We start from the raw sequence: 26,750 nt of genomic DNA on the forward strand, positions 1-26,750 counted from the left end.
GTCTAGTGAGGATTTTCCTAAATAGCCGATAAAAATTAACTATTTAATAAAAACTAAGATGTCGATCCAAAAAATTGGTCGGATGAATGCTTCTATCAATATAATATCCTGATTTATAAAGAGGTTTTATCCCCCTATAAGTACTGTGGGCATACCCGCAACAATACTGCCACCATGAGAAGTGGTGTCTCCCATTCGGGCTGCAGGCTTATTGCTTAATAGCACGGTCGTGCTTCCCATCGCGATAGAATCTGGGGTTCCAACGCACACGCAAACGTCACTTACTGTCGCGGCCGGTAAGCTACCGATCAACACAGTAGGTGCCCCGGGACCGGTGACCGGACCACCCACATGAGGAATTGGTGGGGTTGCTGGTGTCTGCATTGGGCATACATGCATGTCGGTGATACGAGCAGCAGGTAATGTCATCGTAGTTCTCCTTGCTCAGCGGTTTGTGATTGGCTATTTGACGCGCCTTGACCGCCTGCAGCGATATCCAAAGCCATTGTGATTGCGGTTTGATAGTAAGGTTTCGTCTTGTCCCATTGAGGCAAAGCGGCTGCGTGATTAATTGCACCTGCAGTCGCTTTGGCATACAGAAAAGGATCAGGCATAACGGGTGGAATATCTGGTGCAACGATGCTGCCAGAACCATTCCAGAACACTGCTTGAGCAAGCCAAGATGGCCCGCAGTTTAGTTCTAGTCGGTGAGATAGGTGTTCGGCTTTGCGGCGCAATTCTTCGGAGGGTGAACGCACCCAAGCCATGCAAGTTTCGACACTCTGTTTTTGAAGTGGTGACCATTCCTCATTGCGTTGATTTAAACACAACGCTCCCCACCAAATTGCCTCACGTACGGGTAGAGCGTGCGTCAAAAACTGCACGAGATCGTTGTAGAGCTCTTTGTCTGTGAGTGATTGAATTGCATCTCTGATGCTGGTTTCCTCGTCGAGTAGTGCCTTTGCTTCGTCGCTGGCTTTAAATCTCGGTAGTATTTGCCCAGCCGTTTGGTATGGAATCTTCTTATATTTCATTAGTTAACCTTTACAATTGCGCCTTTCACTTCACCCATTACGCCGCCATCAAATGTCGCTTTGAGCCCCGATTTAAACTCGGCACTCAAAGAGCCCTCTGCAGAGAGCGTGGTGTCTGCTTTGATGGAAATACTCAAGCCAGAAATGCTGTTTGAACTGGTAGCTTCAAGCGCGGTCGTGGTGCCAGAAACTTTGTTGGCTGAAGTGGCTTTGCTGGTGACGTTGGTCCCTTCCAAATTCAGAGCGCTGCTGGCTTTGACGTCGATATTGGTTGCTTCAATGGCAATGGATGATGAGGACAGGGTTATTTTGCTTGAGCCAACTTTGAGCTCGATAGAATCGTCAGCTTCAATCGAAATCGACTTGGCTTTTTCGCTCAGTGCTTTGGTAACGCTCAGCGAGTAGTTGTCTTCTGTCGACACGGATACCGCTTTGGTGACTGTTTGGCTTAATTCACCCTTGATGGTTTCGGTTTGGTTGTTTTCAACTTCTTGTGTCAGGTCTTTGGCTGCGTGAAGGTAAAGCAATTCACTGTCTTTTTTGTCATCGAAGTAGAGCTCATTGCTTTCACCGGAAAGCTGGGTTTTGATGCCAGACTTTGTTGTATTGGCTTCTGCGTATGGTGGGGCATTTTTGCTGTTGTAAACGCTGCCTGTGATGATTGGTCTATCTGGATCGCCATCAATGAAAGAGACCAGCACTTCTTGTCCGGCACGCGGCACAAATTGAGCACCGTAACCACTTCCCGCAAGCATCTGTGCAACACGAACATAGCAACTGGTTTTGTCACCGCTTGCGTCTGTATCCCATTGGAACTGAATACGCACACGACCTTGTTCATCCTGATTAATATCACCCGCGGTTGAGCCTGCAACGACTGCGCTCTGTAAGCCCTGCACTACTTGTTTTGAGCGAGGTTGAGGGTAGTGAGGGGTATCTTTTGGGAGCACTTTCAGTCTGGTGCTGCTCTCTGCATTTTCGGTGTATTCCACTTCCATACTGACGACCGAAAAGTCACCAAGTTGCTCTTTGTCTAGATGGCTTGAGAGCGAGAAGTAAGTACCGAGCTCGAAGAGATCATGTTTTGCGCTGGCAATGACACTTTGGTAATCCTGCTCAACATACTCGATTCGACGTTTGGCAAGATTGCTAGAGAGATCTGTCATATCACCGCTGATACCCAAAGTTGGGTAATGCGTGTTGGCGAGTTTAGTGTTGTTGGCAATGGTATTACTGGAGGTTTTACTGCCGCTGGAGATGAGTTTTGTCTGCGAATAATCGTAGCTTGAAAGCTCTACGCTCGCGCCATGAAAGGCAACGGTCGGGCACCAATCTTCAATCAGAGGGAGTGAGCCAGTCGGTGTTTCTTTCATGTCGAACTTTGCTGTGCTGGCTTTATCAAATGGGGTTTGAGCATCTTGCAAAATCATAGTGTGTGAACCACTCGTATGCTCGAAATAATAATGAACACCTTCCTCAGCGAGCAGGCGAGAAACGAAATCAAAATCTGATTCGTTATATTGCAAACAATATTCACGCTTGGTTGAAGGCATGCTGGATATTTTATAGTTTCCTTTGAAACCAGCGTTGTCGAAAATATCACTGACGATTTCTTGTGTGGATTGATTTTGATAAACCCGGAAGGAATGTGTGTGTTTTAATAACCAAAACCACGGTTTAAGCGTTATTTCGTATTGGTGGTTTTGTAAATTTGAATCCATTCCTAAATGTTGGATCAGTGTCACAATTCCGTTGTAGGAACGATTAAGTGTATTACTGCCAGATTCGTTGAAATAACGGTTTATTGTAAGAAATTGCCCCAACTGATCTTGCATGTCAAAGCCACTGGATACCAGCATCGCTTTGATTTCAAAGGGCTCTGATAAGGCTTGCTTTACTGTTGCATTGCTTATGATATGTTCTTGATTACTTGAGTCTTTTGCAGACATTAAACTAGCCGAACTGCTGTATTTATCAGCCATTGCATATCCTTATGCTTGAACTTTTCAATAATAAAAATTTGAAATATAAATACTATTATTAATCAAATTACTCAAAAAATAGCAGTATTAGATCTTATTCGCTATTCGATTTATTAAAAGAAAAGGAGTTCTTTATGGCGAGTCAAAATGCAAAAAAGATGGCGAAAGAATTTTTGCAAAATGTAGAAAAGGACAGTAAGTCATATCACAAAAGTTGGGCGAGAAAATTCGGTAATAAATACCAATCTGCAAAGAACTGGGTGAAACGTGACAAGAAAATGGTCGCGATGGATATTGCACAAAAAGGGGTAAGGACTGGTATCGGGATGATTCCATTTCCCGGCTCGAAAGAGGGGGCAGCCCTGTTGGAAGTCGCAGGTGGGGCAGCGTTAAAAGCCGCTTCTCGCAAAGCGTGGGAAGAGGGCTCAAAGAAAGGGGTTAAATCTCTTCTTAACAAAAAAATTGAATCTGCTCGAAAGCAACTTAAAACTAACTCGGTAGGAAAAGTCGATCACGAGTTCTTGGCGCTTTCTGCTCGTAAGCGTGATGAACACATTCATGCGATTCGTAAGCTAGTGAAGTACGAGGTGAAGTTGTTACCAAAGCGTTCTGATGAGCTCAGTTTGCGTTTATTCAAGCTTAAAGAGGCGATCAATGAATCCCGTGTGAAGCTCAACAAAACCACCATGTCTTCCACGTCCGCTATCGACAACATGCAAGCATGGACGGAGTTCTTTTCTGCCATCAAAGAGGTCGAGCATTACCAAGCGAAATTGCGTGAAAGCCTGATTCAAGTGCAAGAGATCACCAAGGATGTAGAGTGGTTCTTAGCGGCTTCTGAAGCGACTACTGACCAGATGAATGCACAAAACCTACCGCAACTGGAAGAAGCATTTGACCAGATCCGCCGCAGTTACGGTAACATCAATTCGCTGAAACAACTGCAAGACATGATGTTGGAGAGAAACCTCGTTGAATCCGGGTTGTTGGATGAAAAAGACTTAACCTACAAACTGGTCAACTAGACAAAACTTACCGCTAGCTACCAAATTGAACCCAAATAGGGAGCTGTTGTGCTCCCTAATTTTGTTTACTTACTGAATTTATTTAACTTTTATTGTCGACAATCTCGAATTGTTCTCATTAAATTGCCTATTTATCCATTCATAAATCACTCAATAGCACTATACCTTAGTCTAAATTGTCGACAATTTGCTTGATTGTCGACAATCTGATCGTCTATTTTATATTCAAGTTAACAAATTGTTGAAACTTTGATTTCTAAATACGAGTGCCTTGAATATGAATACAGAATTGAAAACTCGTCATAAAGTGATTGTCTCTGAAAAAGAGCACACTAAATCTGAATCGCTGACCGAATCGTTAGTGGAAGCGATTGTGAGTGGTGAAATTGAACCGGGCAGTAAAATCTCAGAGCCTGAATTAGCCAAGAAATATCAAGTGAGTAGAGGTCCTTTACGTGAAGCCATGATGCGCCTTGAAGGACTTGGTTTGATTGAGCGCATTCCGCATGTTGGCGCTCGTGTGATCACTTTCTCTCCAGAAAAACTCATCGAATTGTATTCCGTCCGCGAAGCATTAGAGGGCATGGCGGCAAGGCTCGCGGCTCGCTATATCACTCAAGAAGAATTACTGAGTTTGGAAATGCTATTGTCGACACATTCCAAACATATTGATGAAGTCGAAGGATCTTCTTACTTCCACCAGCATGGTGACTTCGACTTCCACTATCGAATCATTCAAGCGAGCCGAAACAGCAAGCTTATCTCTCTGCTTTGCGACGAGCTGTATCATTTGTTGCGCATGTATCGTTACCAATCACCACGAGCGCAATCTCGTCCTAACGAAGCACTCAACGAACACAAATTCATTCTGCAAGCGATTCGCAACCGTGATGAAGAACTGGCAGAAATGCTGATGAGAAGGCACATCTCAGGCAGCCGAAAACTAATCGAATTACAGATTCTACATTCTGAAAGTAAAGATAGAGAACAAGACTAGAAGGAAATTGTCATGAGCTTATCTCCGGGGGCGAAGTTCAGACTCGCCATTGAGCAAAACAACCCGCTGCAGATCGTCGGCACCATTAACCCATACTGCGCCATGATGGCGAAAAACTTGGGTCACCAAGCTATCTATTTGTCGGGTGGCGGCATCGCTAACGCGTCTTACGGCTTGCCAGATCTTGGCATTACGACATTGAACGACGTTTTGGTGGACGTAGACCGCATCACCAACGCGTGTGATTTGCCTTTATTGGTTGATATCGATACGGGCTTTGGTGGTGCTTTTAACATCGCACGTACTATCAAGGCGATGGAAAAAACCGGTGCGGCGGCAGTGCACATGGAAGACCAAGTGGCGCAGAAGCGTTGTGGTCATCGCCCAAACAAAGCGATTGTTAGCCAACAAGAAATGGTCGATCGAGTGAAAGCAGCGGTGGATGTACGTAATGATGAGAGCTTTGTCATTATGGCTCGCACTGATGCGTTAGCGGTTGAAGGCATGGACAGTGCAATTGAACGTGCGATTGCATGTGTGGAAGCGGGCGCAGACATGATCTTCCCAGAAGCGATGAATCAGCTAGACCAATATCAACAGTTCTCCGCAGCGCTTGAAGACGCGACAGGGAAGCACGTTCCAATTCTTGCCAACATTACTGAGTTTGGACAAACGCCGCTATACGGCTGTGAAGAGTTAGCCCAATCCAAAGTGGACATGGTTTTGTACCCATTGAGCGCATTCCGTGCGATGAACAAAGCGGCTGAGATGGTTTACAAACACTTACTAGAAGTTGGCAACCAAGAAGCGTTACTTGATTCAATGCAGACACGAAAAGAGCTGTATGAGCACCTTAATTACCACGACTACGAGAATAAGTTAGACAAGCTGTTCTCGGAGGGTAAATAAGGTCAACTAAGAAACAAACGGAAGCCCAAGAAAAAGATAGATAAACCGAATCTCTAATCCAATAACGTGAAAATTGTCTGATTCAAAAGAGCCCATTAAGAGAGCCAAGTCAGACAGAAAAGGAGTTCAACAATGCCTCATTCTGTAGAAAAGAAAGCTGAGATAGGTGGCGCAGGTCTACGCGGTCAAAGCGCTGGAAGCACAGCTTTATGCACTGTCGGTAAATCGGGGACGGGTCTAACGTATCGTGGTTACGATATTACGGACTTGGCAAATCATGCTCAATTTGAAGAAGTCGCGCATTTGCTGTTACGCGGTCACTTACCTAATCAACAAGAGCTAGACGCTTACAAGACACATCTATTGAGCTTGCGTGGCTTACCAGCGGAGCTTAAGCAAGCGTTAGAGCTGATCCCTGCTGATGCTCACCCGATGGATGTTATGCGCACAGGTTGCTCTATGTTGGGTAACTTAGAGCAAGAAATGGACTTTGAGCAACAGCTCCATGCTACTGAGCGAATGCTGGCGCTTTTCCCTGCCATAATCTGTTACTGGTATCGCTTCAGCCACGATGGCGTGCGCATCAAAACGCACGATAACAGTGAAGACTGCATTGGCGGCTACTTCCTAAAACTGCTTACTGATAAAGCACCAAGCGAAACACACAAAAAGGTGATGCATTGTTCTCTGATACTCTACGCAGAGCATGAGTTTAATGCCTCAACATTTGCAGCGCGCGTATGTGCTTCTACGCTTTCTGATCTTCATTCTTGCATCACGGCTGCTATCGGCACGCTGCGTGGCCCACTTCATGGCGGTGCAAACGAAGCAGCGATGGAGATGATTCAAGATTGGCAAACGCCAGATGAAGCAGAAGCCAATATTCTGCAGATGCTAGAGAACAAAGACAAAATCATGGGCTTTGGTCATGCGATTTATCGCGAAAGTGACCCTCGTAACGCACTGATCAAGCGTTGGTCAGAAGCGTTATCAAAAGAGGTGGGTGACACGCATCTTTATGCGGTCTCTGAGCGTGTGGAATCCGTCATGAAGCGCGAGAAAGGTCTATTTTGTAATGCCGATTTCTTCCATGCTTCGGCTTACCACTTCATGGATATTCCAACCAAATTGTTTACACCAATCTTTGTGATGAGCCGACTGACAGGTTGGGCGGCGCACGTGTATGAACAACGCGCGAACAACCGAATTATTCGCCCAAGTGCGGATTATACCGGACCGGATCATCAAGACTGGGTGCCAATCGAACAACGCTAGCGTGTGACGCCTCTTTGTGAGTGTTGTCTTGATGGCATTCACAAGGGGCGTCTCTTTCACCGCGAATCCATTTCAAAAACAGTATCGCGGTGCGTTCAGGCACAAGATGTACACTAAAGCGGAAGCAAGCCCATGAGCATCACCACAAATATAAATACTCAATATCGTAAGCCGCTCCCGGGAACCCAACTCGATTATTTTGATACCCGAGAAGCAGTTAACGATATTTCTCCTGGAGCCTATGAAAAGCTCCCATACACCTCACGCGTTTTAGCCGAGCAGTTGGTTCGTCGCTGTGACCCAAATTCGCTCACTGATAGCCTAAAACAGTTGATTGAACGCAAACGTGACCTCGATTTTCCTTGGTATCCGGCACGTGTGGTTTGTCATGACATCCTTGGACAAACTGCATTAGTCGACCTCGCTGGTTTGCGTGATGCGATTGCCGAACAAGGCGGTGACCCAGCGAAAGTAAACCCTGTGGTTGAAACGCAGTTGATCGTTGACCATTCACTGGCAGTTGAACACGCAGGCTTTGACCCAGAGGCGTTTGAGAAAAACCGCGCGATAGAAGAGCGCAGAAACGAAGACCGATTCCACTTTATCGAGTGGTGTAAGACGGCGTTTGAGAACGTCAGTGTTATTCCTGCGGGTAACGGCATCATGCACCAAATCAACTTGGAGAAGATGTCCCCAGTGGTGCAAGCCAAGCAAGGAATTGCCTATCCCGATACCTGTGTCGGCACAGACAGTCATACACCTCACGTTGATTCACTTGGCGTTATTGCGATTGGTGTCGGCGGTTTAGAGGCGGAGACGGTTATGCTTGGTCGCCCGTCGATGATGCGTCTACCAGACATTGTTGGCGTGAAGCTTACTGGTAAGCGTCAACCGGGTATTACCGCCACGGATATCGTACTAGCGATTACCGAGTTTCTGCGAAATGAACGCGTGGTTTCATCTTATCTCGAATTCTTTGGTGAAGGGGCGCGAGACCTAACCATTGGCGACCGCGCAACCATCTCAAACATGACGCCAGAATACGGCGCAACCGCTGGGATGTTCTACATTGATGAGCAGACTATTAATTACCTCAAACTGACAGGTCGCGATGATCAACAGGTCGACTTGGTTGAGAAGTACGCCAAGCAAACCGGTCTGTGGGCAGATGATTTAGACACTGCCGTTTACGAACGCGTACTTGAGTTCGATTTGTCCCAAGTCGGGCGTAATTTGGCAGGTCCATCTAATCCTCATCGTCGTTTACCTACCTCAGAGCTTGCTGAGCGTGGTGTTTCTGGTGAGTGGCAAGAGAAAGAAGGCGAGCTTCCAGATGGCGCGGTGATCATCGCAGCGATTACTTCTTGTACCAACACCAGTAACCCAAGAAACGTTGTCGCAGCGGGTCTGGTCGCTAAGAAAGCGAATGCGCTTGGATTGGTGCGCAAACCTTGGGTGAAGTCTTCATTTGCACCGGGTTCTAAAGTTGCTCGACTATACCTTGAAGAATCCGGCTTACTCCCTGAATTGGAGAAGCTTGGGTTTGGTATCGTCGCTTATGCGTGTACAACCTGTAACGGTATGAGCGGGGCACTTGACCCGAATATCCAACAAGAAATCATCGACCGAGATCTGTATTCAACGGCAGTACTTTCTGGGAACCGAAACTTTGATGGTCGAATTCATCCTTATGCAAAACAAGCATTTTTAGCATCGCCACCTTTGGTCGTTGCTTACGCGTTAGCCGGTACGATTCGTTTTGATATCGAACGTGATTCTTTGGGTACAGATAAAGACGGCAAGCCGGTTTATCTCAATGACTTGTGGCCAACGGATGAAGAAATTGATGCGGTGGTGGGTGAGTACGTTAAGCCAGAGCAATTTAATCAAGTCTACATTCAAATGTTTAAACTGAATGATGAGGCTCGCAATCCGAATCCGCTCTACGATTGGCGTCCGATGAGTACGTATATCCGAAGACCTCCCTACTGGCAAAAAGAGGGGGAGGGAGCACTGGCTGGTGAGCGAACTCTGTCTTCAATGCGTCCTCTTGCCGTTTTAGGCGATAACATTACGACCGACCATTTGTCACCATCGAACGCGATTTTGGCAAGCAGCGCCGCAGGCGAATACCTCGCGAAGATGGGCGTGCCAGAAGAAGACTTTAACTCATACGCGACTCACCGAGGCGATCACTTAACCGCGCAGCGCGCCACTTTCGCTAATCCAAAACTGTTCAACGAAATGGTCAAGGAAAATGGCGAAGTCGTGCAAGGATCGTTAGCGAGAGTCGAACCTGAAGGCAAAGTGACACGCATGTGGGAGGCGATTGAGACTTACATGAATCGCAAGCAGCCGCTTATCGTGGTCGCAGGTGCGGATTATGGTCAAGGATCGTCGCGAGATTGGGCGGCGAAAGGCGTTCGCTTGGCGGGTGTAGAAGCTATTGTCGCTGAAGGGTTTGAGCGTATTCACCGTACCAACTTAGTTGGAATGGGCGTACTTCCTCTGCAATTTAAAGATGGCGTGAACCGAAAGACACTCGGACTGGATGGCACTGAGCTTTATGACGTTATCGGCGATATCACCCCTGGTGCGGATTTGGCGTTGGTGATTACCCGTGCTAATGGCGACAAGGTTGATGTGCCGGTGACTTGTCGACTCGATACCGAAGATGAAGTTCACGTGTACAAAGCGGGTGGCGTGTTACAGCGCTTTGCTCAAGATTTCCTCTCGCAATAGATACCGCAATAACGGAGCAAGATATGGATAGCAAGATGCAAAGCCAAATCAAAGTCCCGGCGACTTACATGCGCGGCGGTACGAGCAAAGGGGTGTTCTTCAACCTTGAAGATTTGCCACAGCCAGCGCAAGTTGCAGGGGATGCAAGAGACAAACTGCTACTTCGTGTGATTGGTAGCCCTGACCCGTATGCCAAACAAATTGATGGCATGGGCGGCGCGACTTCCAGCACCAGTAAAACTGTGATTGTGTCGCGCAGTCAGCGAGTCGATCACGACGTTGATTACCTATTCGGACAAGTATCGATAGATAAGCCATTTGTTGATTGGAGTGGTAACTGTGGCAATCTTTCTGCTGCAGTCGGACCTTTCGCCATTCATGCAGGGTTGATCGACGAAGATCAAATTCCTCAAAACGGCATCGTTACCGTTCGTGTATGGCAGGTAAATATTGGCAAAACCATATTGATTCATGTGCCAATCGTAAATGGTTTCGTTCAAGAAATAGGGGTGTTTGAGCTTGATGGCGTGACGTTCCCTGCGGCAGAAATCCAAGTTGATTTCGTCGACCCTGCTGATGGTGAAGGCAGCATGTTTCCAACCGGCAATTTAGTAGACGATTTGGTCGTACCAGATGTTGGGACGTTCAACGCCACCTTTATTAACGCAGGCATACCGACGATCTTCATTGATGCAGAAGCACTTGGCTACCAAGGCACTGAGCTTCAAGATGACATCAATAACGATGAATCTGCTCTTGCGAGGTTTGAGTCCATTCGTGCTCATGGCGCGCTAAAAATGGGTCTTATTAATTCGCTCGAAGAGGCTCAAACACGTCAACACACGCCTAAGGTTGCGTTTGCTTCTCAGCCTAAATCCTATTTATCGTCGAGTGGTAAAGCCGTAGAGGCAGGTGAGGTCGATATTCTCGTCCGAGCTTTATCTATGGGCAAACTTCACCACGCCATGATGGGAACCGCAGCGGTCGCTATTGCCTCGGCGGCATGCGTCCCGGGTACTTTGGTGAACCTAGCGGCTGGTGGCGGAGAGAAAGAATCTGTGACGTTTGGGCATCCATCAGGAATGCTTAAGGTGGGGGCAAAAGCCAAACAAACAGAACAAGGTTGGGTGGTTGAGAAAGCCATCATGAGCCGCAGCGCGAGAATACTGATGGAGGGCTTTGTGCGTGTTCCCTCCAATGTCTTTGAATAACACAATTGCATGGTAGTGATACTTATACCAACCACATCAATTATTTGATGATTCTTGCTTGTTAAAACCGCTGATAACTTCGTTAAACCTATTTCTTAGTAAAAGAAGGTGTAGGTAGAACAACTAGCTAGCTGCAATCTTTGCCTTGTTCTAAGCGGTTTTACCTACGCAATCTTCTGAACATCTAATTAATGCGATTGGTATTAAAAAGCAATGTCAGGACATACTGGAGGAAGCAATATGTCTGCATATCAAAAAGAATACCTTTGGGCACAGAACGAACCGGAAAACTTTTGGCGTGCTCAAGCTGAAAACATCGATTGGTTTGAAGCGCCAAATACCATCTTACAAGCTGACGAACATGGGATTGAACGTTGGTTTCCTGATGGCGTAATGAACACGTCATGGCTCGCGTTGGATTATCATTGCGAGCATGGAAGGGGGGATAAAACCGCACTGATTTATGATTCGCCAGTGACGGGTCAAAAACAAACTTACAGTTATCAAGCTTTGCGCGACCAAGTAGCAAAAATCGCGGGTATGCTTTCCAACCAAGGCGTAACCAAAGGCGATCGTGTGGTCATCTACATGCCGATGATCCCAGAAGCAGCAATGGCGATGTTAGCGTGTGCTCGATTGGGCGCGATTCATTCGGTGGTGTTTGGCGGTTTTGCCCCGAATGAGCTTGCTGTTCGAATTGAAGATGCGGAACCTAAAGTCATCATGACGGCGTCTTGTGGCATCGAAATTAACAAGGTGATCCCGTACAAACCAATGGTTGATAAAGCCATTATGGACAGCCGTTGGAAGCCTGAGAAAGTCTTTGTTCTTCAACGCCCGCAGTGCGAAGCCGAACTTAACCTTGAACGTGATTTAGATTGGCAGCAAGAATACGCGCAAGCTTTGCCTCATGCGTGTGTCCCTGTGCTAGCGACAGATCCTCTTTATATTCTGTATACCTCTGGCACAACAGGGAAACCAAAAGGCGTGGTGCGTGACAATGGTGGTCATGCCGTGGCGATGAAATATTCGATGACGTCAATTTATAACATCCCTCAAGATGGTGTGTTCTGGGCAGCATCGGATGTGGGCTGGGTTGTTGGTCACTCCTATATTGTGTACGCGCCGCTGATTCATGGTTGTACCACTATTCTATTTGAAGGCAAACCAGTGAGAACACCGGACCCGGGTGCATTCTGGCGTGTTTGTGACGAATACAAAGTAGACGTGCTTTTCTCCGCGCCAACCGCTTTCCGTGCAATTAAGAAAGAAGACCCAGAAGGCGAGTTCATTAAGCAATACGACTTGTCCAACCTCGACTCTATCTTTATGGCAGGTGAACGTCTTGACCCACCAACACTAGAATGGGTAGAAAGCAAAGCGGATAAGCCGGTCATTGACCACTGGTGGCAAACAGAGACTGGATGGGCGATCGCGGGCAATCCGACCGGTATCGAGATAATGCCAGTTAAAGCGGGGTCTGCTACCAAGCCGATACCTGGTTATCAGGTCGAGATTCTCAACGAAATGGGTATGCCAGTGGGTGCAAATCAGCAAGGTTTTGTAGCTTTGAAGCGCCCATTACCACCAAGCTGTTTACCGACTGTCTGGCGCAACCATGACCGCTTTGAAACTGGTTATCTAAGTCAATTTCCGGGTTACTACGTATCGGGAGATGGCGGTTACCTAGATGAAGATGGCTACCTGTTTATCATGGGGCGTATTGATGACGTAATTAACGTCGCAGGTCACCGTCTGTCTACTGGCGAGATGGAAGAAATCGTTGGTGGTCACCCAGCGATTGCGGAATGCGCGGTAGTCGGTATCCATGATGAGTTAAAAGGACAGCTACCACTTGGCTTCGTGGTTCTTAAAGATGGTGTGAAGATTGATGATCTAACGCTAGAGGGTGAGTTGGTGGGTAAAGTGCGCAACGAGATTGGTGCTGTGGCTTGCTTTAAACATGCGCTGGTTGTCGATCGCTTACCAAAGACACGCTCAGGCAAAATTTTGCGAAGAACCATTCGTCAAATAGCCGATGGTGAGCAATACGTGGTGCCATCAACCATTGATGACCCATCCAGTTTAGGCGAAATCGAACGAGTGCTTAAACGTGGCTAGTTAAGTACGATTTTAATTAAGCACGATCTTAGATTAGCTGCGACCAATCGTAAATATCGAAGCCTCTTGCTTTGTCGGCAAGAGGCTTTTGCATTCCTGCTTGCCTAATCTCGTGTTTAAACACACACTATATGGATTCCTGTTTTTGGCTTCTTTTCCTATGTCTACTTTTGTAATCAAACCAGCGCTTTTTGACGATCTTGAACAACTCAATGATTTGATGTTCGAGCTGCATGATGAGCACCATATCCAATCCCCAGAGCTGTTTAAAACCGCAGAAGAAATCGAACAAGAAAAGAGTATTGCTCGCTATCTCGATAATCCTGAATGTTTGGTGTATGTCGCTAGAGTAGAGGGTGAGATCGTCGGCTTTGTATCTGGGCATTTCTGCGAGCTTATTTCTACGGTTAGTAAACCTGTCATGATGGGAAGCGTTGATGAGCTATACGTCTTACCCGAATATCGTAAGCAAGGTACCGCGAAAGCTTTGATTGAAAAGATAGAGGCGACATTTGTTGATTATGGAGTGAAACAGATGTTTGTTGAGGTTTGGGACTTTAACCAGACAGCGATTTCTCTCTATGAGAACCAAGGTTTTGGGCATCATATTCATTGGTTAAGAAAGTCGTTATCTGAACGTTAATTAATGCGTAGCTAAGACGGTAACTTAGTGACTTATGTAATCTGATGGTGCAAAAGTTGAGTCTAATGGTCAGTATTTACTATTAGTCTCGTCGCAATGTGCGGCGACTCATTCTCATCCAAATTGGTGATGTTGCTTTTGTTTGCTTGTTTTGTAAGTGGCACATGAATAGTGCCTCATAAAACAAGAGGAAAATAACATTGAATCTATCAAAAACCTTACTTGCAACGGTGTTATTGCCAATGTTGGCAAGTGCAGATCAAGTCACGCAGACGCAATACGACGAAATTCAACCGGATATTGTTGGTGGCATTACCGCAACCCCAAATGACTGGAAGTTTTACACACAAATCGTCAGCCGTAATAGTAACCGCTCTTTCTGTGGAGCAAGCTATATTGGGGATGGCTATGTTCTCACGGCTGCTCACTGTGTTGATGGTGATGCTCCTAATCAAATTGCCGTCAAAATTGGTGGTGTGATTTATAATGGTACTGATGGTGTTCGCTCTAATGTCAGCCAAATCTACGTACATCCTTCCTATAATCGTTCTACTTTGTCTCATGATATCGCTCTGTTAAAACTCTCTTCAAAGCCTCAAGGTGTTACGAAAGTGGATATCGCATCAGGCAGTGTCTCGCAATATGCAGGCGTCGGTGATTGGTTAACTGTCGCTGGACTAGGCCGAACTTCGGAGGGGGGCAGTTCACCAGCCGCTCTACAAGAAGTGGATGTGCCTCTGGTGTCTGATGCAATGTGCCGTCAAGCTGGTGGGAACTACACAACAGTTGGGGCTGTTTCGTTTTGTGCGGGAGTACCTCAAGGTGGCATTGATTCTTGTCAGGGAGACAGTGGTGGTCCCATCGTTGTGAATAATAACGGCGTTGTGACTCAACTTGGTATCGTAAGTTGGGGCATAGGTTGTGCCCGACCGGGTAAGTACGGTGTGTATAGTGACATTGCGGCGTTGCGCAGTTTTGTTGATGGCGTTGTAGGTACGACAATGCCTCCGACAGATAATGTTTCTGTTGGTTACACCGCAAATCAGACTTTGAGTTCTTTTAAAGTGGGCGAGCTGAAGCAACACAGTTTCAGTATTCAAAATATCGGTAATGTTGCGTTTACTGTCGAAAGTGTGGAACTGCAAAGTTCTGGTGTCACGAAATCTGCGATGATCACCAGAGACCAATGTGCACAATCGACCCTTAGTGCAAGAAGCTCATGTGTTGTTGACGTTGAGTTTGGCGCTTCTCAAGCAGGTGACGCGAGCGTTACGCTGAACTTTGGTATTGATAAAACCAGCACCTCATATCAAGCAGTCGTAATAGCATCGGCAGTGAGTTCAACAACACCGCCATCTGGTAGTTGTGAAAATGAATGGCAAGTTAGTGCGGTTTACAACACTGGAGAAACCGTGTCGTGGGCTGGTCAAATATGGCAAGCCCAATGGTGGACGCAAGGTGATAACCCTTCAGAATCTGGTCTTTGGGGAGTGTGGCAGGCTGTAGGGGCGTCAGATTGTTCAGGAACAACACCTCCGGTAGAGCCACCGACTAAACCAACACCTCCGTCTTCTGGTGGTGCCTATCAAGCTGGGACTAATTACACAGCGGGTGATGTGGTGACAAATCGTGGTGCAAGTTACCAATGTAAGCCATGGCCGAACAGTTTATGGTGTGGCTCAACTCCAAGTGCTTATGAGCCGGGAATAGGCTATGCATGGACAGATGCATGGTTGAAGCTGTAATCGTTTAAGAGAGTTTATTTCTCACTGAGAATAAACTCTCTTCTATTGTTTCAATTCTGAGAACGCGTAAAATCCACATAAATTACCCTGACGTTAAATTAATATAACTGGCAAAATTGCAGCCAATGTTTCGAGTTATGTCTGATTTCTGTCAGAATTATTTTGAAAAGTATCATTAAGTCTTTTTTGACATGTTCGCCAAATGTACAACTGGTTACTTAATTTATGTCGAAAAATATTGGCAACCCTGCCATCATGACGGTGTGATTCTTCTCTCTTTTAAAGGTTGTATTTTGTGCTGAGACAGTTGTTTTTTCTCATCCTGTATTCCATTTCACTGTTTGTTTCTCCTTTGTCTGCCGCGAATCCTCTTCCAGAAGATGTGAAAGGGGCGCTTTGTGTTGTTCGCGCAGATAACAAATTAGTATTAATCCACGAGATATTAACGAATAAAATTTCCCTTCCTGGTGGCACCATTATTCAAGGTGAATCGCCTAAACTTGCTGCGCAGAGAGAAACGTGGGAAGAAACCGGTTTAGTTGTTACTGTTGGTGAAGAGTTAGGTAGAACAGATACTGCTGTTTTCTTTGATTGTGTATCGGATTCAGACGTAATTGCGTTTTCGATGACCAATAAAATTGATGGTAATGAGTTACCTATCTGGTTTGCTCCTCATTATGGCGTTGAAGTCGCTTCTGCGATGCTAGTGAGCCCGAGTAACATGTCAGCCTCTTTGTACCGTTATCCTGAGCAGTGGAAAGATGTAGGCGAGTTCTACACTAGAGCGACTGAACAACCTGTCGTTTATGTTGAACAGTTAATTGAGTCAGCGCCCAATTTCCGTCAACTGGAGTTGTCTTGGATGATGGATCTACAGAGTTGGGTAGGTTCGTTTTCATCGAGTAGTCGTAATACGGCGTGTGAAATCGCAGACCTAATTACGAGTTTGAGCAATCCAACATTTTTGTTGTTCTTGTTTCCATTCGTGATGATGCGTTTCGATAGTCGTTTTGTATATCGGCTGTTCTTTGCTGTTACCGCAACTTCGTTGATGACTCTCGTTGCTCAACAGGGGTTCTCACTACCAAGACCGCATGTATATGTACCAATGGCAGAGTTAACTCAAAGCTTTGGCTTTAGTTTTCCAAGTTTGCCGGTAGCGGTGTGGTTTTGTGTGATGACGTTTATGTTCCAAAGAACAAATACCTTTGGTCTAAACCGAATCACGTTGCTTGTTGCCCTTGTGACTTTGACCGTACTGGCTTGTAAGTTCTTCCTTGGTACTGCATTTATCCTAGATATGTTGATTGGTGCTTTGTTGGGTTCTTTGGTTGCATGGCATGTGCTCCGACTCGAAGGCAACCCCGATGTGGACGTAGACAAGTTACTGAGTTCAAAAAGTGTTTGGTTTACGATGACTGCGATTACCGCAGTGATTTCTGTCATTTGGCCGTTGCCCGTATTTACTAGCTGGTTAGCGATTCTGATTACTGCGTCAGCGCTGGTGATGACCTTCAAAGAGTCAGAAATACGTTTTGACCGTCAACAGATGTTGTTTGTGATTCTGGCGTTATTGCTGGTTGAGCAATTGTATCTTTACTTGAGCACAACGGTTTCATTTAGCGGATTTTGGTCTTTGGTGTTTAGCACCTTCCATTATCCTCTATTGATGCTGACATTTATTGTGTTAGCGAGAAAACTAACGTGTAAAAACAAGCACGCAGAGTAATAAAAAACCTCGCTTAATAGCGAGGTTTTTAATTGGCGTTTACTTCAGATTTGTTAAGCGTTCAAAACGAATTTCTCAATAGACTTTGCTACGCCGTGTTCATCGTTGCTCTCAGCGATGTAGTCTGCGATTTCTTTTGTCTCTTCCATCGCGTTCGCCATTGCAATACCAAGACCCGCATATTGAAGCATGTGATGGTCGTTCTCGGCATCGCCCATACAAATCACTTCTTCAGCTTTGATGCCTAAGTATTCTGCGATTGCTGAAACACCGATGCCTTTATTACTTGATGGATTCAAAAACTCTAAGAAGAACGGTGCGCTTTGTACTACGGTGAATTCTTCTCTTAGAGCTGATGGTAGCGCTGCTATCACTTCGGTAAGTTTGTTTGGCTCTGCAACCATCATCGCTTTGATGATGGCGTGATCATCAGAAAGTGACTCGAAGTTCATTTCAGTGACATCAAGACCATTAATTTTTGCCTCGATATCAGTGTATGGGTTGTTTTCTTCAGTAATTAAACCGTGCTCTTGACTGAATGCATGAACGTACGCCCCAAGTTCTTTTGCTTTGCGAGCGATTTTCTTTGCTGCTTTGCCATCGATGATTTGCTGGTGGATGATTTCATTGGTGCCAATGTTCTTCACCATAGAACCGTTGTAATACAGTACAAAGTCTTTATCAGAGTTGATGTTCAACTCATCCAATTTGTCTTGCATACCCTCAAGAGGGCGACCTGATGCAAGTACAACGGTCACACCTGCTTCACGAGCCTTAGTGATGGCTTGCTTGTTCTCTTCTGAAATTACTTTGTCGCTGTTTAGCAACGTACCGTCCATATCTAGGGCGATCAGTTTGTACATCTTTACTTACCTTAAAAATTGGGAACTCGTGTATGAAACTACAAAAAGACCTATTTTAACAATTTATTTTTGGTTTAAATTGACCTGAGTGCGCCTCTCCATTAAGGTCTTCGCCTCGAAGTATTATGAGTTGAGTGAGTTCTACGTTGTATAAGCTAAATGAGATGTTTGAAACCATCCAAGGGGAAGGGGTTTTCACTGGTGTGCCAGCAGTTTTCGTGCGTTTGCAAGAATGTCCGGTAGGATGCTCTTGGTGCGATACAAAGCAAACTTGGTACGCAGAAGAGAAAGACCAACGCCAGATTGGCGATATCTTGGTGAAAACAGAGGACTCCCCAACATGGTGTTTCGCATCTGCACAAGACATCGTAGCAGAATACAAAAAGCAAGGCTTCAATGCTCAGCACATTGTGATCACTGGCGGTGAACCCTGCATTTATGATTTGCGTGATTTAACCGCAGCATTTGAAGATATGGGTTGCCAGTGCCAAATTGAAACCAGCGGCACTTCAGAAGTCGTTACTTCAGAAAATACTTGGGTGACCGTGTCACCTAAAGTCGCGATGAAAGGTAAATTGCCTGTACTTAAAAGTGCGTTGGAGCGCGCAAATGAAATTAAGCATCCTGTTGGCACACAAAAAGATATCGATCATCTTGATGACTTGCTTACGATGGCCGATATAGACTCAAAAACCATCATCGCTCTGCAACCAATTAGCCAAAAGCCAAGAGCAACACAGCTTTGTATTGATACTTGCGTGGCACGTAACTGGCGCTTGTCAGTTCAAACTCATAAATACTTAAGTATTGCTTAAGCTCGGAGAAAAAGATGAAAAAAGCAGTTGTTGTTTTCAGTGGTGGACAGGACTCTACAACATGTCTGGTTCAAGCGTTAAAAGAGTTTGATGAAGTACATGCAATCACATTTGATTATGGTCAACGTCATAAGTTAGAGATCGAAGTTGCGGAAAAAGTAGCAAAAGATCTTGGTGTTGCTGCTCATAAAGTCATGGATGTAGGTCTTCTGAACGAACTAGCAATCAGCTCTTTGACTCGCGATGACATTCCAGTTTCTCATGAACTTCAAGAGAACGGTTTGCCGAATTCATTCGTTCCGGGTCGTAATATTTTGTTCCTAACGCTAGCTGGCATCTATGCATACCAAATTGGTGCTGAAACCGTTATTACTGGCGTGTGTGAAACCGACTTTAGTGGTTACCCTGATTGTCGTGATGACTTTGTGAAAGCGATGAACAGTGCTTTAGTAAAAGGCATGGATCGCCAGTTCGACATCAAAACACCGCTGATGTGGCTAAATAAAGCGGAAACATGGGCGTTGGCAGATCAGTACGATGCGTTGCAACTGGTCCGTGAAAGTACTTTAACTTGCTACAACGGCATCATTGGTGATGGCTGTGGTGATTGCCCGTCTTGCGATCTGCGCAAAGCGGGCTTAGATGATTACCTGAATAACAAAGACACTGTTATGCAGTCGTTGATTCAAAAGCAGAAAGCGGAAGATCAATAGGCTCGTTATAAGCATCAATCACGGCATCATGCCCATTTCTTTTTGATTGATACAAAGCTTGGTCTAATATCGAATACAGCTCATCAAAATTACGAAGTGGTTTTGATGTAGAGAGATAGGCCAAGCTTGCTGTGACATTGACCGAATGACCGTCGTCTGTTTTTATCTGCTTTTCTGAGATGGTTTTGTGAAGGCTTTGAACACGAAATGGCACATCAATTTCATCCACATTCTTTAGTAACAAGATAAACTCTTCTCCTCCAATACGTCCCAAATATTCTCCTTTATTTAGTTTAGATTGAAGTGACTTACAGACTTGAGTTAGGACTAAGTCGCCTACTGGATGCCCGTATTTATCGTTAATCAGTTTAAAGTTGTCTAGGTCGAATAGGGCAAGTACGTAGCGCATATCATCTGGCGCACTGATCGATTGAGAACGGATTTTCTCGATGATTGAACTCCGATTCAGGGAGCCTGTTAACTTGTCTAAACGAGATTCCATCTTTATTTTTCTTAGAGCAAAGAGTGCGACCAATAAAACAGCGAGTAACACAAATACTACAAAGTTGTACGCTCGCTGTTGCTCGGCAAGCTTTTTAAGCTCAAGCAGTTTTAAGTTACGTTCGTTGTCAATTTTTACGAGTTGCAACTCATATTCATATTCACTTTTCGTTAGGTCTAGCGCTTCGATTGCTTTTACATTGTTGGCATCTCGGTTTGCTAACTCCAATGTTGCGTACTCGCGGTAGTGGGATAGAGCTGTTTCATACTCGTTCTGTTCTTGGAAGATTTGCGAGAGTAACAATTGAGATTTTGATTGCAACGCGGTCGTTGAGTTCTTGTTTGCCAATTCTAACGCGGCATTCGCATGTTCCAGTGCTTCTTTCAACATGCGGTGTTTTAGGTAAGCAAAGCCTGCCGCCAAGTGACTTTCAGTTTGTAAGCGTTCGTTTTCGTACTCTTTGCCCAACTCTAAAGCGTTTTTAATATGGGGAACGGCGCTTTTTAAGTCACCAGAATCGACGTAGGCAGAACCAAGCCCAAGATAAGTTAGTCCCTTGCCGTATGGGTAATTCAGTTCTTCGAGTAGTGTTAGCGCATTCTTATAGTGACTGATGGACTTCTCGTAATCTTTAGATTTGTAATACATGGATGCCAAGCTATGTTCCACTTGAGCAACTTCAAGAGGTGTGGCTTCTAATTGTCGAGCAAGTAGTGCTTGAATTAGGTACTGTTCAGATTGTTCGAATTGACCTAGTTCACTCAGCAAATTACCTACATCGTTGTAAACACCTGTGGGGTCGCTTTGCGCTGGCATTTCATTAATGAGTCGGCGGTACAAGCTAAGTGCAATATCGTATTCGCCACGGAAGTCGAAGTTGTTTGCGATTACACGCAGCGCAAGATCTGCAGGAATACTCTCTTTGTGGTCGTTAGTTAAGTGGTTATTAAGCGATGAGCAGAAAAAGTTAGCCTTGTGGTACTGACCCTGTTGATTGAGGGTGTAGCAAAGCTGGTAGTTCATTAACGCTTTTGTTTCTATATCTGCGCGCTGTTTAGCACTTTGCAGTAATGAGGTGAACAAGTTTACTGCAGCGTCGTAGTCACCCTGTTTGCGTTCTAACAGTGCTTGAATGTACTTTGATTCCAACTTTGCAAAGTGATTTTCCAGAAACTGACTGCTACCAAAGTAAGGCTGGTTGATATTCGACATGTATTCGTAAATCAAACCACTGACGTAAAGCTTCTCACTATTAGAATCGGCAGTGTGGTATCTGTCTTGAAGCATGTGGAGCGCAGATTTGGAATTTGTTTTCATTGTAGCTAGATAAACAGAATGCCATTGAGTGATGCTTTGAGTGTCACTTGCGTTTGCTTGACTGCCTAATAGGAGAGACGCAAGCAAAGTAAGCAGCGTACGCATAGTGATGTAACCTTATGTTATTGCTATGTTGTTTGTTCAGTATGATATACCAATTGGGAGTGAGTCATTGTGACAAAAGCCGAAGGGTATAGATAGTGGGGTGATGAAAACTATGCGCTCGGTCGAGCTTTACATCGAAAAGGTAAGTAATAGAAAAGAAGACCCCAGCACGGTGCTGAGGTCCTAGGGAATTAGCCTACGTATAGCTTCGCTAGATCTTGAGGTTCAACCTCTTTACCTTCTAGCTGTGCATTCCAGTTTGTGCCAACAAGAACGCCGTCTTCTGCAAGAGTTAGTAGCCAATCTTCAACAAAGATATCTAGTGGGATTTCTAGTACTTCGAAATCTGCCCATTCTTCAACGTTGTGTGCCTGCGCATCTTCTTTAGATGACCAGAAAGGCATGACTTCGCTGTTTTCGAATTCAGTTGAATCGCAAGATAGCCAACCTTCTTCATTGCGTAAACCCCAAACTAGTTGGTTTTCTTTAGTTTCAGCAACGAAAAGGTCAAGGTTTGCTTGGATATCTGATGTAAGTTTGCTCATTTCAAAACTCTCATTGTTATGACGCGAGTAGGTTAACACTAAAGTGCCGATTCCAAAAGCATAATACGGTTTAACAAGGTTGAAAAACAAAAGGAGCCGAAGCTCCTTAAAGTGTGTTCTCTGGAAGGGTGGTAAATATTGTCCACTCTTTTTTAATTTCACCTTTGTAGCCTACAACAGAGGCCGTTACACGACGGTTAAGTGCGTGGCTCACTTCGTCTGTTCCTTGTTGAGCAAGGTGAGTATCGCCATAGCCAACAATTCGAACGCGATCTGGTTTGATACCGTAACCTAATAACGCAGAGCGCACTTTATTTGCTCGACGTTTTGATAGGTCTAAGTTATGAGAAGCGCCGCCTACCTTACTCGCATAGCCATGTAGCTCGATAGAGGTTGTCGGGTATTCTTTGAGAAACTCAGACAATTGGCGAATTTGGCGATGGAATACAGGGTTAATTTCATCAGAGTCGTTGGCGAACAATACACGGACTTGCATTTGTTCAGACGACTTTATGTACTCACCGCAACCATCATTGTCGATCTCTGACGTTGCCGGCGTATCAGGGCAAAGGTCCCTTGCGTTAATCACACCATCATCATCGTCATCTTGTAGGTCTGCAATTTGCTGAGCATTTGGTGTTTGCATGTATTCATACTCGTCTTCCGCAAATGCTTGGTTTGCTGCGACGATAAGACCCAACGAGAAAAGAATCTTTACTGCTTGCATAATTAGTACTCCACCTTCTGATTCCACTCAGTCGGAACATCAACGCGAAGCGCATTCAATAGTTGACCAGTCGCATTCATCACACGGTATTTGGCGTATTGTTCTGCGTACTTCGCATCCAAGTAGTCTTTGCGAGCTTCAAACAATTCGTTTTCTGTGTTCAATAAGTCAAGTAGGGTACGTTTACCAATACGGTATTGTTTTTCGTACGCAATAACTGTCTCAGAAGCTGAATCTACGTGATCGGACAAAAATTGTTTCTGTTGTTGTGTCAGATCCAGTGCGCTCCAAGAAAGGCGTAAACCTTCTTCTACATTTCGATATGCGCGTTCACGTAAGTCTTTTGCTTTGTTCAACTGGTAGGCGAAACTTTCGGCATTTGCAGAGTCACTGCCACCATTGTATAGGTTGTAACGCATACGCAGCATCGCTGTTGTTTCATCACTGTTTCCTTCGACACCAGCTGCATCATCACGCCATGTTTGCGAAGCTTCTACAGAAACTGTTGGGTAGTAGTTACCTTTAGACTGTTTGTACTGGAACTTAGCCGAATCAACATCCGCTTTTGAAATCTTAATCACTGGGTGAGAATTAAATGCCAAATCAATCGCATCATCTACTGTGTAAGGAATGAAGTTTTGATCCGCGCGAGGGAAGATAAGTCCTTGCGGAGCTTGACCTACAAGACGTGTGAAGATCGTGTGCGTATCAAACAAATTGTTCTGAGCAGCTACCAAGTTACCGTGTGCTTTAGCTAAACGAGCTTCTACTTGCGTTAAGTCCGCTGTTGAACCAATACCTGAATCTACACGTTTCTTGATATCTTGATAGATTTTCTTATGCACTTTCAGGTTATTTTCAGAAAGCGTCAGTACTTCATAGGCTTTAACGGCATCCAGGTAGACTTTAGCTACCTCTAATGCTTTATCTTGAGCATCTGCTAATAATTGGTAACGAACGGATTCAGCATCCGCTGCAGTACGGTCAATGTCGTTAAGCGTCGCTGAACCATCCCAAATAAGCTGGGTTAGCGTAATTGTCGCTTCTTTTCGCGTTAAATCAGTAGACTTACGATTACTCTCTGCTGGGTTTATCCCTTCATATCCGACACCTGCATCTAGGTCGACAGAAGGAAGATAAGCACCGCTCGAGGCTTCATTCACATACCGCTTACTTACGAATTCATTAAACGCACTTTTGATGTCTGGGTTGCTAATAAGTGTATTTTCAACCGCTTGCTCAAGTGTTTGTCCGAAAGCAGGGCTAACGGCAAGCACACCAAAGCATATGGCGTTGGCACGAGTCCACTTCACTTTGTTTCTCCTAGATTTAGTCATGTCTGAAGGCGAGAAATTGTTCTTATAAATAGGGACAACTCTATAGGCGTCAATAATCTAACGCACAATGCTATTAACAATCAACTATGTGACTAGTTGCTATAATTGATGTTGGATAATTAGTTTTACACTTTATGAGCTGTTGTTCTAATTATTTTCTGGATAAAGATCATGTTTTCAATGGTTTAAACAGGATTGGTGCCTGTATGTTTGTGATCTAGTCCCAAACAGGTCCTATATACACTTTTATAAGTAATATGTGACTCAAAAGTTGAAATTAAGTGTTAATGCGCTGTTATTGCGGAATATATTCGGGCAATATATAGCTAATAAGTATCATTGGTCAAAATGTTGACAGTATTTTTATGTCAGAGGTTTATATGGATCGTACTTCCTTAGTTCCAGTTGGTGAGCAGTTAGTCGTAATAGATTTGAATGGGCAATTGAAGGTTCTTGCCGAGAATGAGCGACCATTACCGGGCGAACTGATTGTTGCAGTCATCGAAGATGAACCACAAAAACTTCAAGTTAAAGTTGCAACAGAAGAAGACGAGCAAGACATCACTCAAGATGTTGCTCAAATTATTGACGCTCTTAGAGACGGGCAAGACCCGACATTACTGAATGAAGAGTTTGCCCCAGCTGCGGGTGAGAATGCCGGCTCCAGTTTGCAAGAAAGTGGGACTGTTGAGCGTACAGGGGCAGAAATACTTGCTAGCACTTTGTTTGAAACGACGGGTATCGCAGCACTAGGTTTGTCTGAAACTCAAAACCTATCGCTCGCGGATCTTATTTTGAACGCAGCAAATTCAGATAATACATCGCCAGCAATCAACCCTCGTCCTCCGGTTGCTGAAGATGACAGCGTTTTGACCGATGAAGACGCTTCGGTTTCTATCGATGTATTGGCTAACGACCAAGACGCAGATAGTGATTCACTAAGTACTGAATCGGCAACTGTTCCGGCAGAACAAGGCACAGTAGAGATTATTGATGGTAAGTTGATATTCACACCTGCAGAAGACTTTAACGGTGAAGCGACGGTTACTTATGTAGTAACAGATGGCGCACTAACTGATGAAGCCACGGTTACTGTAACGGTTAACCCGATCAACGACGCACCGGTGGCAGTGAATGATGCGGTCTCTACCGATGAAGATACCGCGGTTACTATCGATGTATTGGCGAATGACAGCGATCCAGAGAATGACCAATTAACCATTACCAATGCGTCAGTACCTGCAGATCAGGGTACGGTGGCGATTGTTGACGGCAAGTTGGTCTTTACGCCAGCTGAAAACTTCAATGGTGACGCAACCATCAGCTACACCATCTCAGACGGTCAGCTAACAGACGATTCAACGGTTGCGGTGACGGTTAATCCAGTGAATGACGCACCAGTGGCAGTAAACGACACTGTTGCAACAGATGAAGATACCACGGTTACTATCGATGTATTGGCGAATGACAGCGATCCAGAGAATGACCAATTAACCATTACCAATGCGTCAGTACCTGCAGAGCAGGGTACGGTGGCGATTGTTGACGGCAAGTTGGTGTTTACACCTGCTGAAAACTTCAATGGCGACGCAACGATTAGCTACACCATCTCAGACGGTCAGCTAACAAACGATGCAACAGTTGCGGTGACGGTTAATCCTGTGAATGACGCGCCGGTAGCAGTGAATGATGCGGTCTCTACCGATGAAGATACCGCCGTTACTATTGATGTGCTTGCGAACGACAGCGATCCAGAAAACGATACGCTGACTATCACAGCGGCGTCAGTACCAACAGAGCAAGGTACGGTGGCGATTGTTGACGGCAAGTTGGTCTTTACACCTGCTGAAAACTTCAATGGTGACGCAACCATCAGCTACACCATCTCAGACGGTCAGCTAACAGACGATGCAACGGTTGCGGTGACGGTTAACCCAGTCAACGACGCACCAGTGGCAGTGGATGACACTGTTACAACAGATGAAGATACCGCGGTTACTATCGATGTGCTTGCAAACGACAGCGATCCAGAGAATGACCAATTAACCATTACCAATGCTTCGGTACCTGCAGAGCAAGGTACGGTGGCGATTGTTGACGGCAAACTGGTCTTCACACCTGCCGAAAACTTCAATGGTGATGCAACGATTAGCTACACCATCTCAGACGGTCAGCTCACAGACGATGCAACGGTTGCGGTGACGGTTAATCCAGTTAACGACGCACCAGTGGCAGTAAACGACACTGTATCAACAGATGAAGATACCGCGGTTACTATTGATGTGCTTGCAAACGACAGCGATCCAGAGAATGCCCAATTAACTATTACCAATGCGTCAGTACCGGCAGAGCAAGGTACGGTGACGATTGTTGACGGCAAACTGGTCTTCACACCTGCCGAAAACTTCAATGG

The 26,750-nt window shown here is 45.3% G+C and carries 21 protein-coding genes; 13 read left to right on the top strand and 8 right to left on the bottom strand.

What is annotated here, in order from left to right; all coding sequences use genetic code 11:
- Positions 1 to 126 precede the first annotated feature (126 nt).
- From OH459_RS16885 to OH459_RS16895, 3 genes are read right to left on the bottom strand one after another with little or no spacing between them, the layout of a single operon-like run.
- Positions 127 to 429, bottom strand: a complete 303-nt coding sequence (locus tag OH459_RS16885; RefSeq protein WP_005426629.1) for a PAAR domain-containing protein — start codon at positions 427 to 429, stop codon at positions 127 to 129.
- On the bottom strand, positions 426 to 1,034 hold the full coding sequence (locus tag OH459_RS16890) for a DUF6931 family protein (RefSeq protein ID WP_212581405.1): 609 nt from the start codon (positions 1,032 to 1,034) through the stop codon (positions 426 to 428). The genes OH459_RS16885 and OH459_RS16890 overlap by 4 nt, the downstream gene beginning before the upstream one ends.
- Complete coding sequence (locus OH459_RS16895) at positions 1,034 to 3,016, bottom strand: type VI secretion system Vgr family protein (RefSeq protein WP_269987769.1); 1,983 nt, start codon at positions 3,014 to 3,016, stop codon at positions 1,034 to 1,036. The genes OH459_RS16890 and OH459_RS16895 overlap by 1 nt, the downstream gene beginning before the upstream one ends.
- Positions 3,017 to 3,150: 134 nt before the next feature.
- Between OH459_RS16895 and OH459_RS16900 the strand changes: the two genes are divergently transcribed.
- The 10 genes from OH459_RS16900 (at position 3,151) to OH459_RS16945 (ending at position 17,413) form a co-directional block, all read left to right on the top strand.
- A complete protein-coding gene (locus OH459_RS16900) occupies positions 3,151 to 4,041 on the top strand; it encodes a hypothetical protein (protein WP_005426534.1) in 891 nt (296 codons plus the stop codon).
- Positions 4,042 to 4,318: 277 nt separating this feature from the next.
- Positions 4,319 to 5,038, top strand: a complete 720-nt coding sequence (locus OH459_RS16905; protein ID WP_009696948.1) for a GntR family transcriptional regulator — start codon at positions 4,319 to 4,321, stop codon at positions 5,036 to 5,038.
- 12 nt (positions 5,039 to 5,050) lie between these two features.
- On the top strand, positions 5,051 to 5,947 hold the full coding sequence (gene prpB, locus OH459_RS16910) for a methylisocitrate lyase (RefSeq protein WP_269987771.1): 897 nt from the start codon (positions 5,051 to 5,053) through the stop codon (positions 5,945 to 5,947).
- A 132-nt stretch (positions 5,948 to 6,079) separates the two neighbouring features.
- Complete coding sequence (gene prpC, locus OH459_RS16915; protein ID WP_269987772.1) at positions 6,080 to 7,222, top strand: bifunctional 2-methylcitrate synthase/citrate synthase; 1,143 nt, start codon at positions 6,080 to 6,082, stop codon at positions 7,220 to 7,222.
- A gap of 132 nt (positions 7,223 to 7,354) precedes the next feature.
- Positions 7,355 to 9,964, top strand: coding sequence for a Fe/S-dependent 2-methylisocitrate dehydratase AcnD (acnD, locus tag OH459_RS16920; protein ID WP_269987773.1), 2,610 nt, complete (start codon positions 7,355 to 7,357; stop codon positions 9,962 to 9,964).
- A 23-nt stretch (positions 9,965 to 9,987) separates the two neighbouring features.
- Entirely contained in the window at positions 9,988 to 11,175 is a 1,188-nt protein-coding gene (gene prpF, locus OH459_RS16925; protein ID WP_269987774.1) for a 2-methylaconitate cis-trans isomerase PrpF, read from the top strand.
- 240 nt (positions 11,176 to 11,415) lie between these two features.
- The gene (locus OH459_RS16930; protein WP_172458628.1) at positions 11,416 to 13,296 is read left to right on the top strand and encodes a propionyl-CoA synthetase; all 1,881 of its coding nucleotides are present in this window, start codon (positions 11,416 to 11,418) and stop codon (positions 13,294 to 13,296) included.
- 160 nt (positions 13,297 to 13,456) lie between these two features.
- Positions 13,457 to 13,939: a GNAT family N-acetyltransferase gene (locus tag OH459_RS16935; protein ID WP_050936495.1), complete on the top strand. Its 483-nt coding sequence runs from the start codon at positions 13,457 to 13,459 to the stop codon at positions 13,937 to 13,939.
- Between the two features lie 200 nt (positions 13,940 to 14,139).
- Entirely contained in the window at positions 14,140 to 15,684 is a 1,545-nt protein-coding gene (locus OH459_RS16940) for a trypsin-like serine protease (RefSeq protein WP_269987775.1), read from the top strand.
- A 295-nt stretch (positions 15,685 to 15,979) separates the two neighbouring features.
- Positions 15,980 to 17,413: a bifunctional NUDIX hydrolase/phosphatase PAP2 family protein gene (locus tag OH459_RS16945; RefSeq protein WP_050937475.1), complete on the top strand. Its 1,434-nt coding sequence runs from the start codon at positions 15,980 to 15,982 to the stop codon at positions 17,411 to 17,413.
- Between the two features lie 53 nt (positions 17,414 to 17,466).
- On the opposite strand, the gene OH459_RS16950 is transcribed toward OH459_RS16945, so the two are convergent.
- Positions 17,467 to 18,276, bottom strand: coding sequence for a Cof-type HAD-IIB family hydrolase (locus tag OH459_RS16950; protein WP_269987776.1), 810 nt, complete (start codon positions 18,274 to 18,276; stop codon positions 17,467 to 17,469).
- 164 nt (positions 18,277 to 18,440) lie between these two features.
- Between OH459_RS16950 and queE the strand changes: the two genes are divergently transcribed.
- Together queE and queC are read left to right on the top strand one after the other, a co-directional pair.
- On the top strand, positions 18,441 to 19,091 hold the full coding sequence (gene queE / locus OH459_RS16955) for a 7-carboxy-7-deazaguanine synthase QueE (protein WP_029789727.1): 651 nt from the start codon (positions 18,441 to 18,443) through the stop codon (positions 19,089 to 19,091).
- A gap of 14 nt (positions 19,092 to 19,105) precedes the next feature.
- Positions 19,106 to 19,804, top strand: a complete 699-nt coding sequence (gene queC, locus OH459_RS16960) for a 7-cyano-7-deazaguanine synthase QueC (RefSeq protein WP_029789726.1) — start codon at positions 19,106 to 19,108, stop codon at positions 19,802 to 19,804.
- Here queC and OH459_RS16965 read toward each other — a convergent pair.
- The 4 genes from OH459_RS16965 to OH459_RS16980 all read right to left on the bottom strand — a co-directional run bounded on the left by OH459_RS16965 (position 19,761) and on the right by OH459_RS16980 (position 24,313).
- Positions 19,761 to 21,728, bottom strand: coding sequence for a tetratricopeptide repeat-containing diguanylate cyclase (locus tag OH459_RS16965; RefSeq protein ID WP_269987777.1), 1,968 nt, complete (start codon positions 21,726 to 21,728; stop codon positions 19,761 to 19,763). The genes queC and OH459_RS16965 overlap by 44 nt on opposite strands.
- A gap of 191 nt (positions 21,729 to 21,919) precedes the next feature.
- Complete coding sequence (locus OH459_RS16970) at positions 21,920 to 22,273, bottom strand: DUF2750 domain-containing protein (protein ID WP_005451971.1); 354 nt, start codon at positions 22,271 to 22,273, stop codon at positions 21,920 to 21,922.
- A 106-nt stretch (positions 22,274 to 22,379) separates the two neighbouring features.
- Positions 22,380 to 23,000 (bottom strand): OmpA family protein, encoded by a 621-nt coding sequence (locus OH459_RS16975; RefSeq protein ID WP_005451972.1) that lies wholly within the window; start codon positions 22,998 to 23,000, stop codon positions 22,380 to 22,382.
- Between the two features lie 2 nt (positions 23,001 to 23,002).
- The gene (locus OH459_RS16980) at positions 23,003 to 24,313 is read right to left on the bottom strand and encodes a TolC family outer membrane protein (RefSeq protein ID WP_009696936.1); all 1,311 of its coding nucleotides are present in this window, start codon (positions 24,311 to 24,313) and stop codon (positions 23,003 to 23,005) included.
- A gap of 404 nt (positions 24,314 to 24,717) precedes the next feature.
- Between OH459_RS16980 and OH459_RS16985 the strand changes: the two genes are divergently transcribed.
- On the top strand, positions 24,718 to 26,750 hold a 2,033-nt coding region (locus OH459_RS16985; RefSeq protein WP_269987778.1), incomplete at its 3' end, for an Ig-like domain-containing protein.

The sequence above is a fragment of the Vibrio sp. MM46 genome (assembly GCF_027587135.1).
In the GTDB taxonomy this organism is placed as follows: Bacteria; Pseudomonadota; Gammaproteobacteria; order Enterobacterales; family Vibrionaceae; genus Vibrio; species Vibrio harveyi.

Bases quoted from the DNA above. Each gene is read 5' to 3' on its own strand.
- OH459_RS16885 (WP_005426629.1), bottom strand. From the start codon at position 429: ATGACATTACCTGCTGCTCGTATCACCGACATGCATGTATGCCCAATG.
- OH459_RS16890 (WP_212581405.1), bottom strand. From the start codon at position 1,034: ATGAAATATAAGAAGATTCCATACCAAACGGCTGGGCAAATACTACCG.
- OH459_RS16895 (WP_269987769.1), bottom strand. From the start codon at position 3,016: ATGGCTGATAAATACAGCAGTTCGGCTAGTTTAATGTCTGCAAAAGAC.
- OH459_RS16900 (WP_005426534.1), top strand. From the start codon at position 3,151: ATGGCGAGTCAAAATGCAAAAAAGATGGCGAAAGAATTTTTGCAAAAT.
- OH459_RS16905 (WP_009696948.1), top strand. From the start codon at position 4,319: ATGAATACAGAATTGAAAACTCGTCATAAAGTGATTGTCTCTGAAAAA.
- prpB (WP_269987771.1), top strand. From the start codon at position 5,051: ATGAGCTTATCTCCGGGGGCGAAGTTCAGACTCGCCATTGAGCAAAAC.
- prpC (WP_269987772.1), top strand. From the start codon at position 6,080: ATGCCTCATTCTGTAGAAAAGAAAGCTGAGATAGGTGGCGCAGGTCTA.
- acnD (WP_269987773.1), top strand. From the start codon at position 7,355: ATGAGCATCACCACAAATATAAATACTCAATATCGTAAGCCGCTCCCG.
- prpF (WP_269987774.1), top strand. From the start codon at position 9,988: ATGGATAGCAAGATGCAAAGCCAAATCAAAGTCCCGGCGACTTACATG.
- OH459_RS16930 (WP_172458628.1), top strand. From the start codon at position 11,416: ATGTCTGCATATCAAAAAGAATACCTTTGGGCACAGAACGAACCGGAA.
- OH459_RS16935 (WP_050936495.1), top strand. From the start codon at position 13,457: ATGTCTACTTTTGTAATCAAACCAGCGCTTTTTGACGATCTTGAACAA.
- OH459_RS16950 (WP_269987776.1), bottom strand. From the start codon at position 18,276: ATGTACAAACTGATCGCCCTAGATATGGACGGTACGTTGCTAAACAGC.
- queE (WP_029789727.1), top strand. From the start codon at position 18,441: ATGTTTGAAACCATCCAAGGGGAAGGGGTTTTCACTGGTGTGCCAGCA.
- queC (WP_029789726.1), top strand. From the start codon at position 19,106: ATGAAAAAAGCAGTTGTTGTTTTCAGTGGTGGACAGGACTCTACAACA.
- OH459_RS16965 (WP_269987777.1), bottom strand. From the start codon at position 21,728: ATGCGTACGCTGCTTACTTTGCTTGCGTCTCTCCTATTAGGCAGTCAA.
- OH459_RS16970 (WP_005451971.1), bottom strand. From the start codon at position 22,273: ATGAGCAAACTTACATCAGATATCCAAGCAAACCTTGACCTTTTCGTT.
- OH459_RS16975 (WP_005451972.1), bottom strand. From the start codon at position 23,000: ATGCAAGCAGTAAAGATTCTTTTCTCGTTGGGTCTTATCGTCGCAGCA.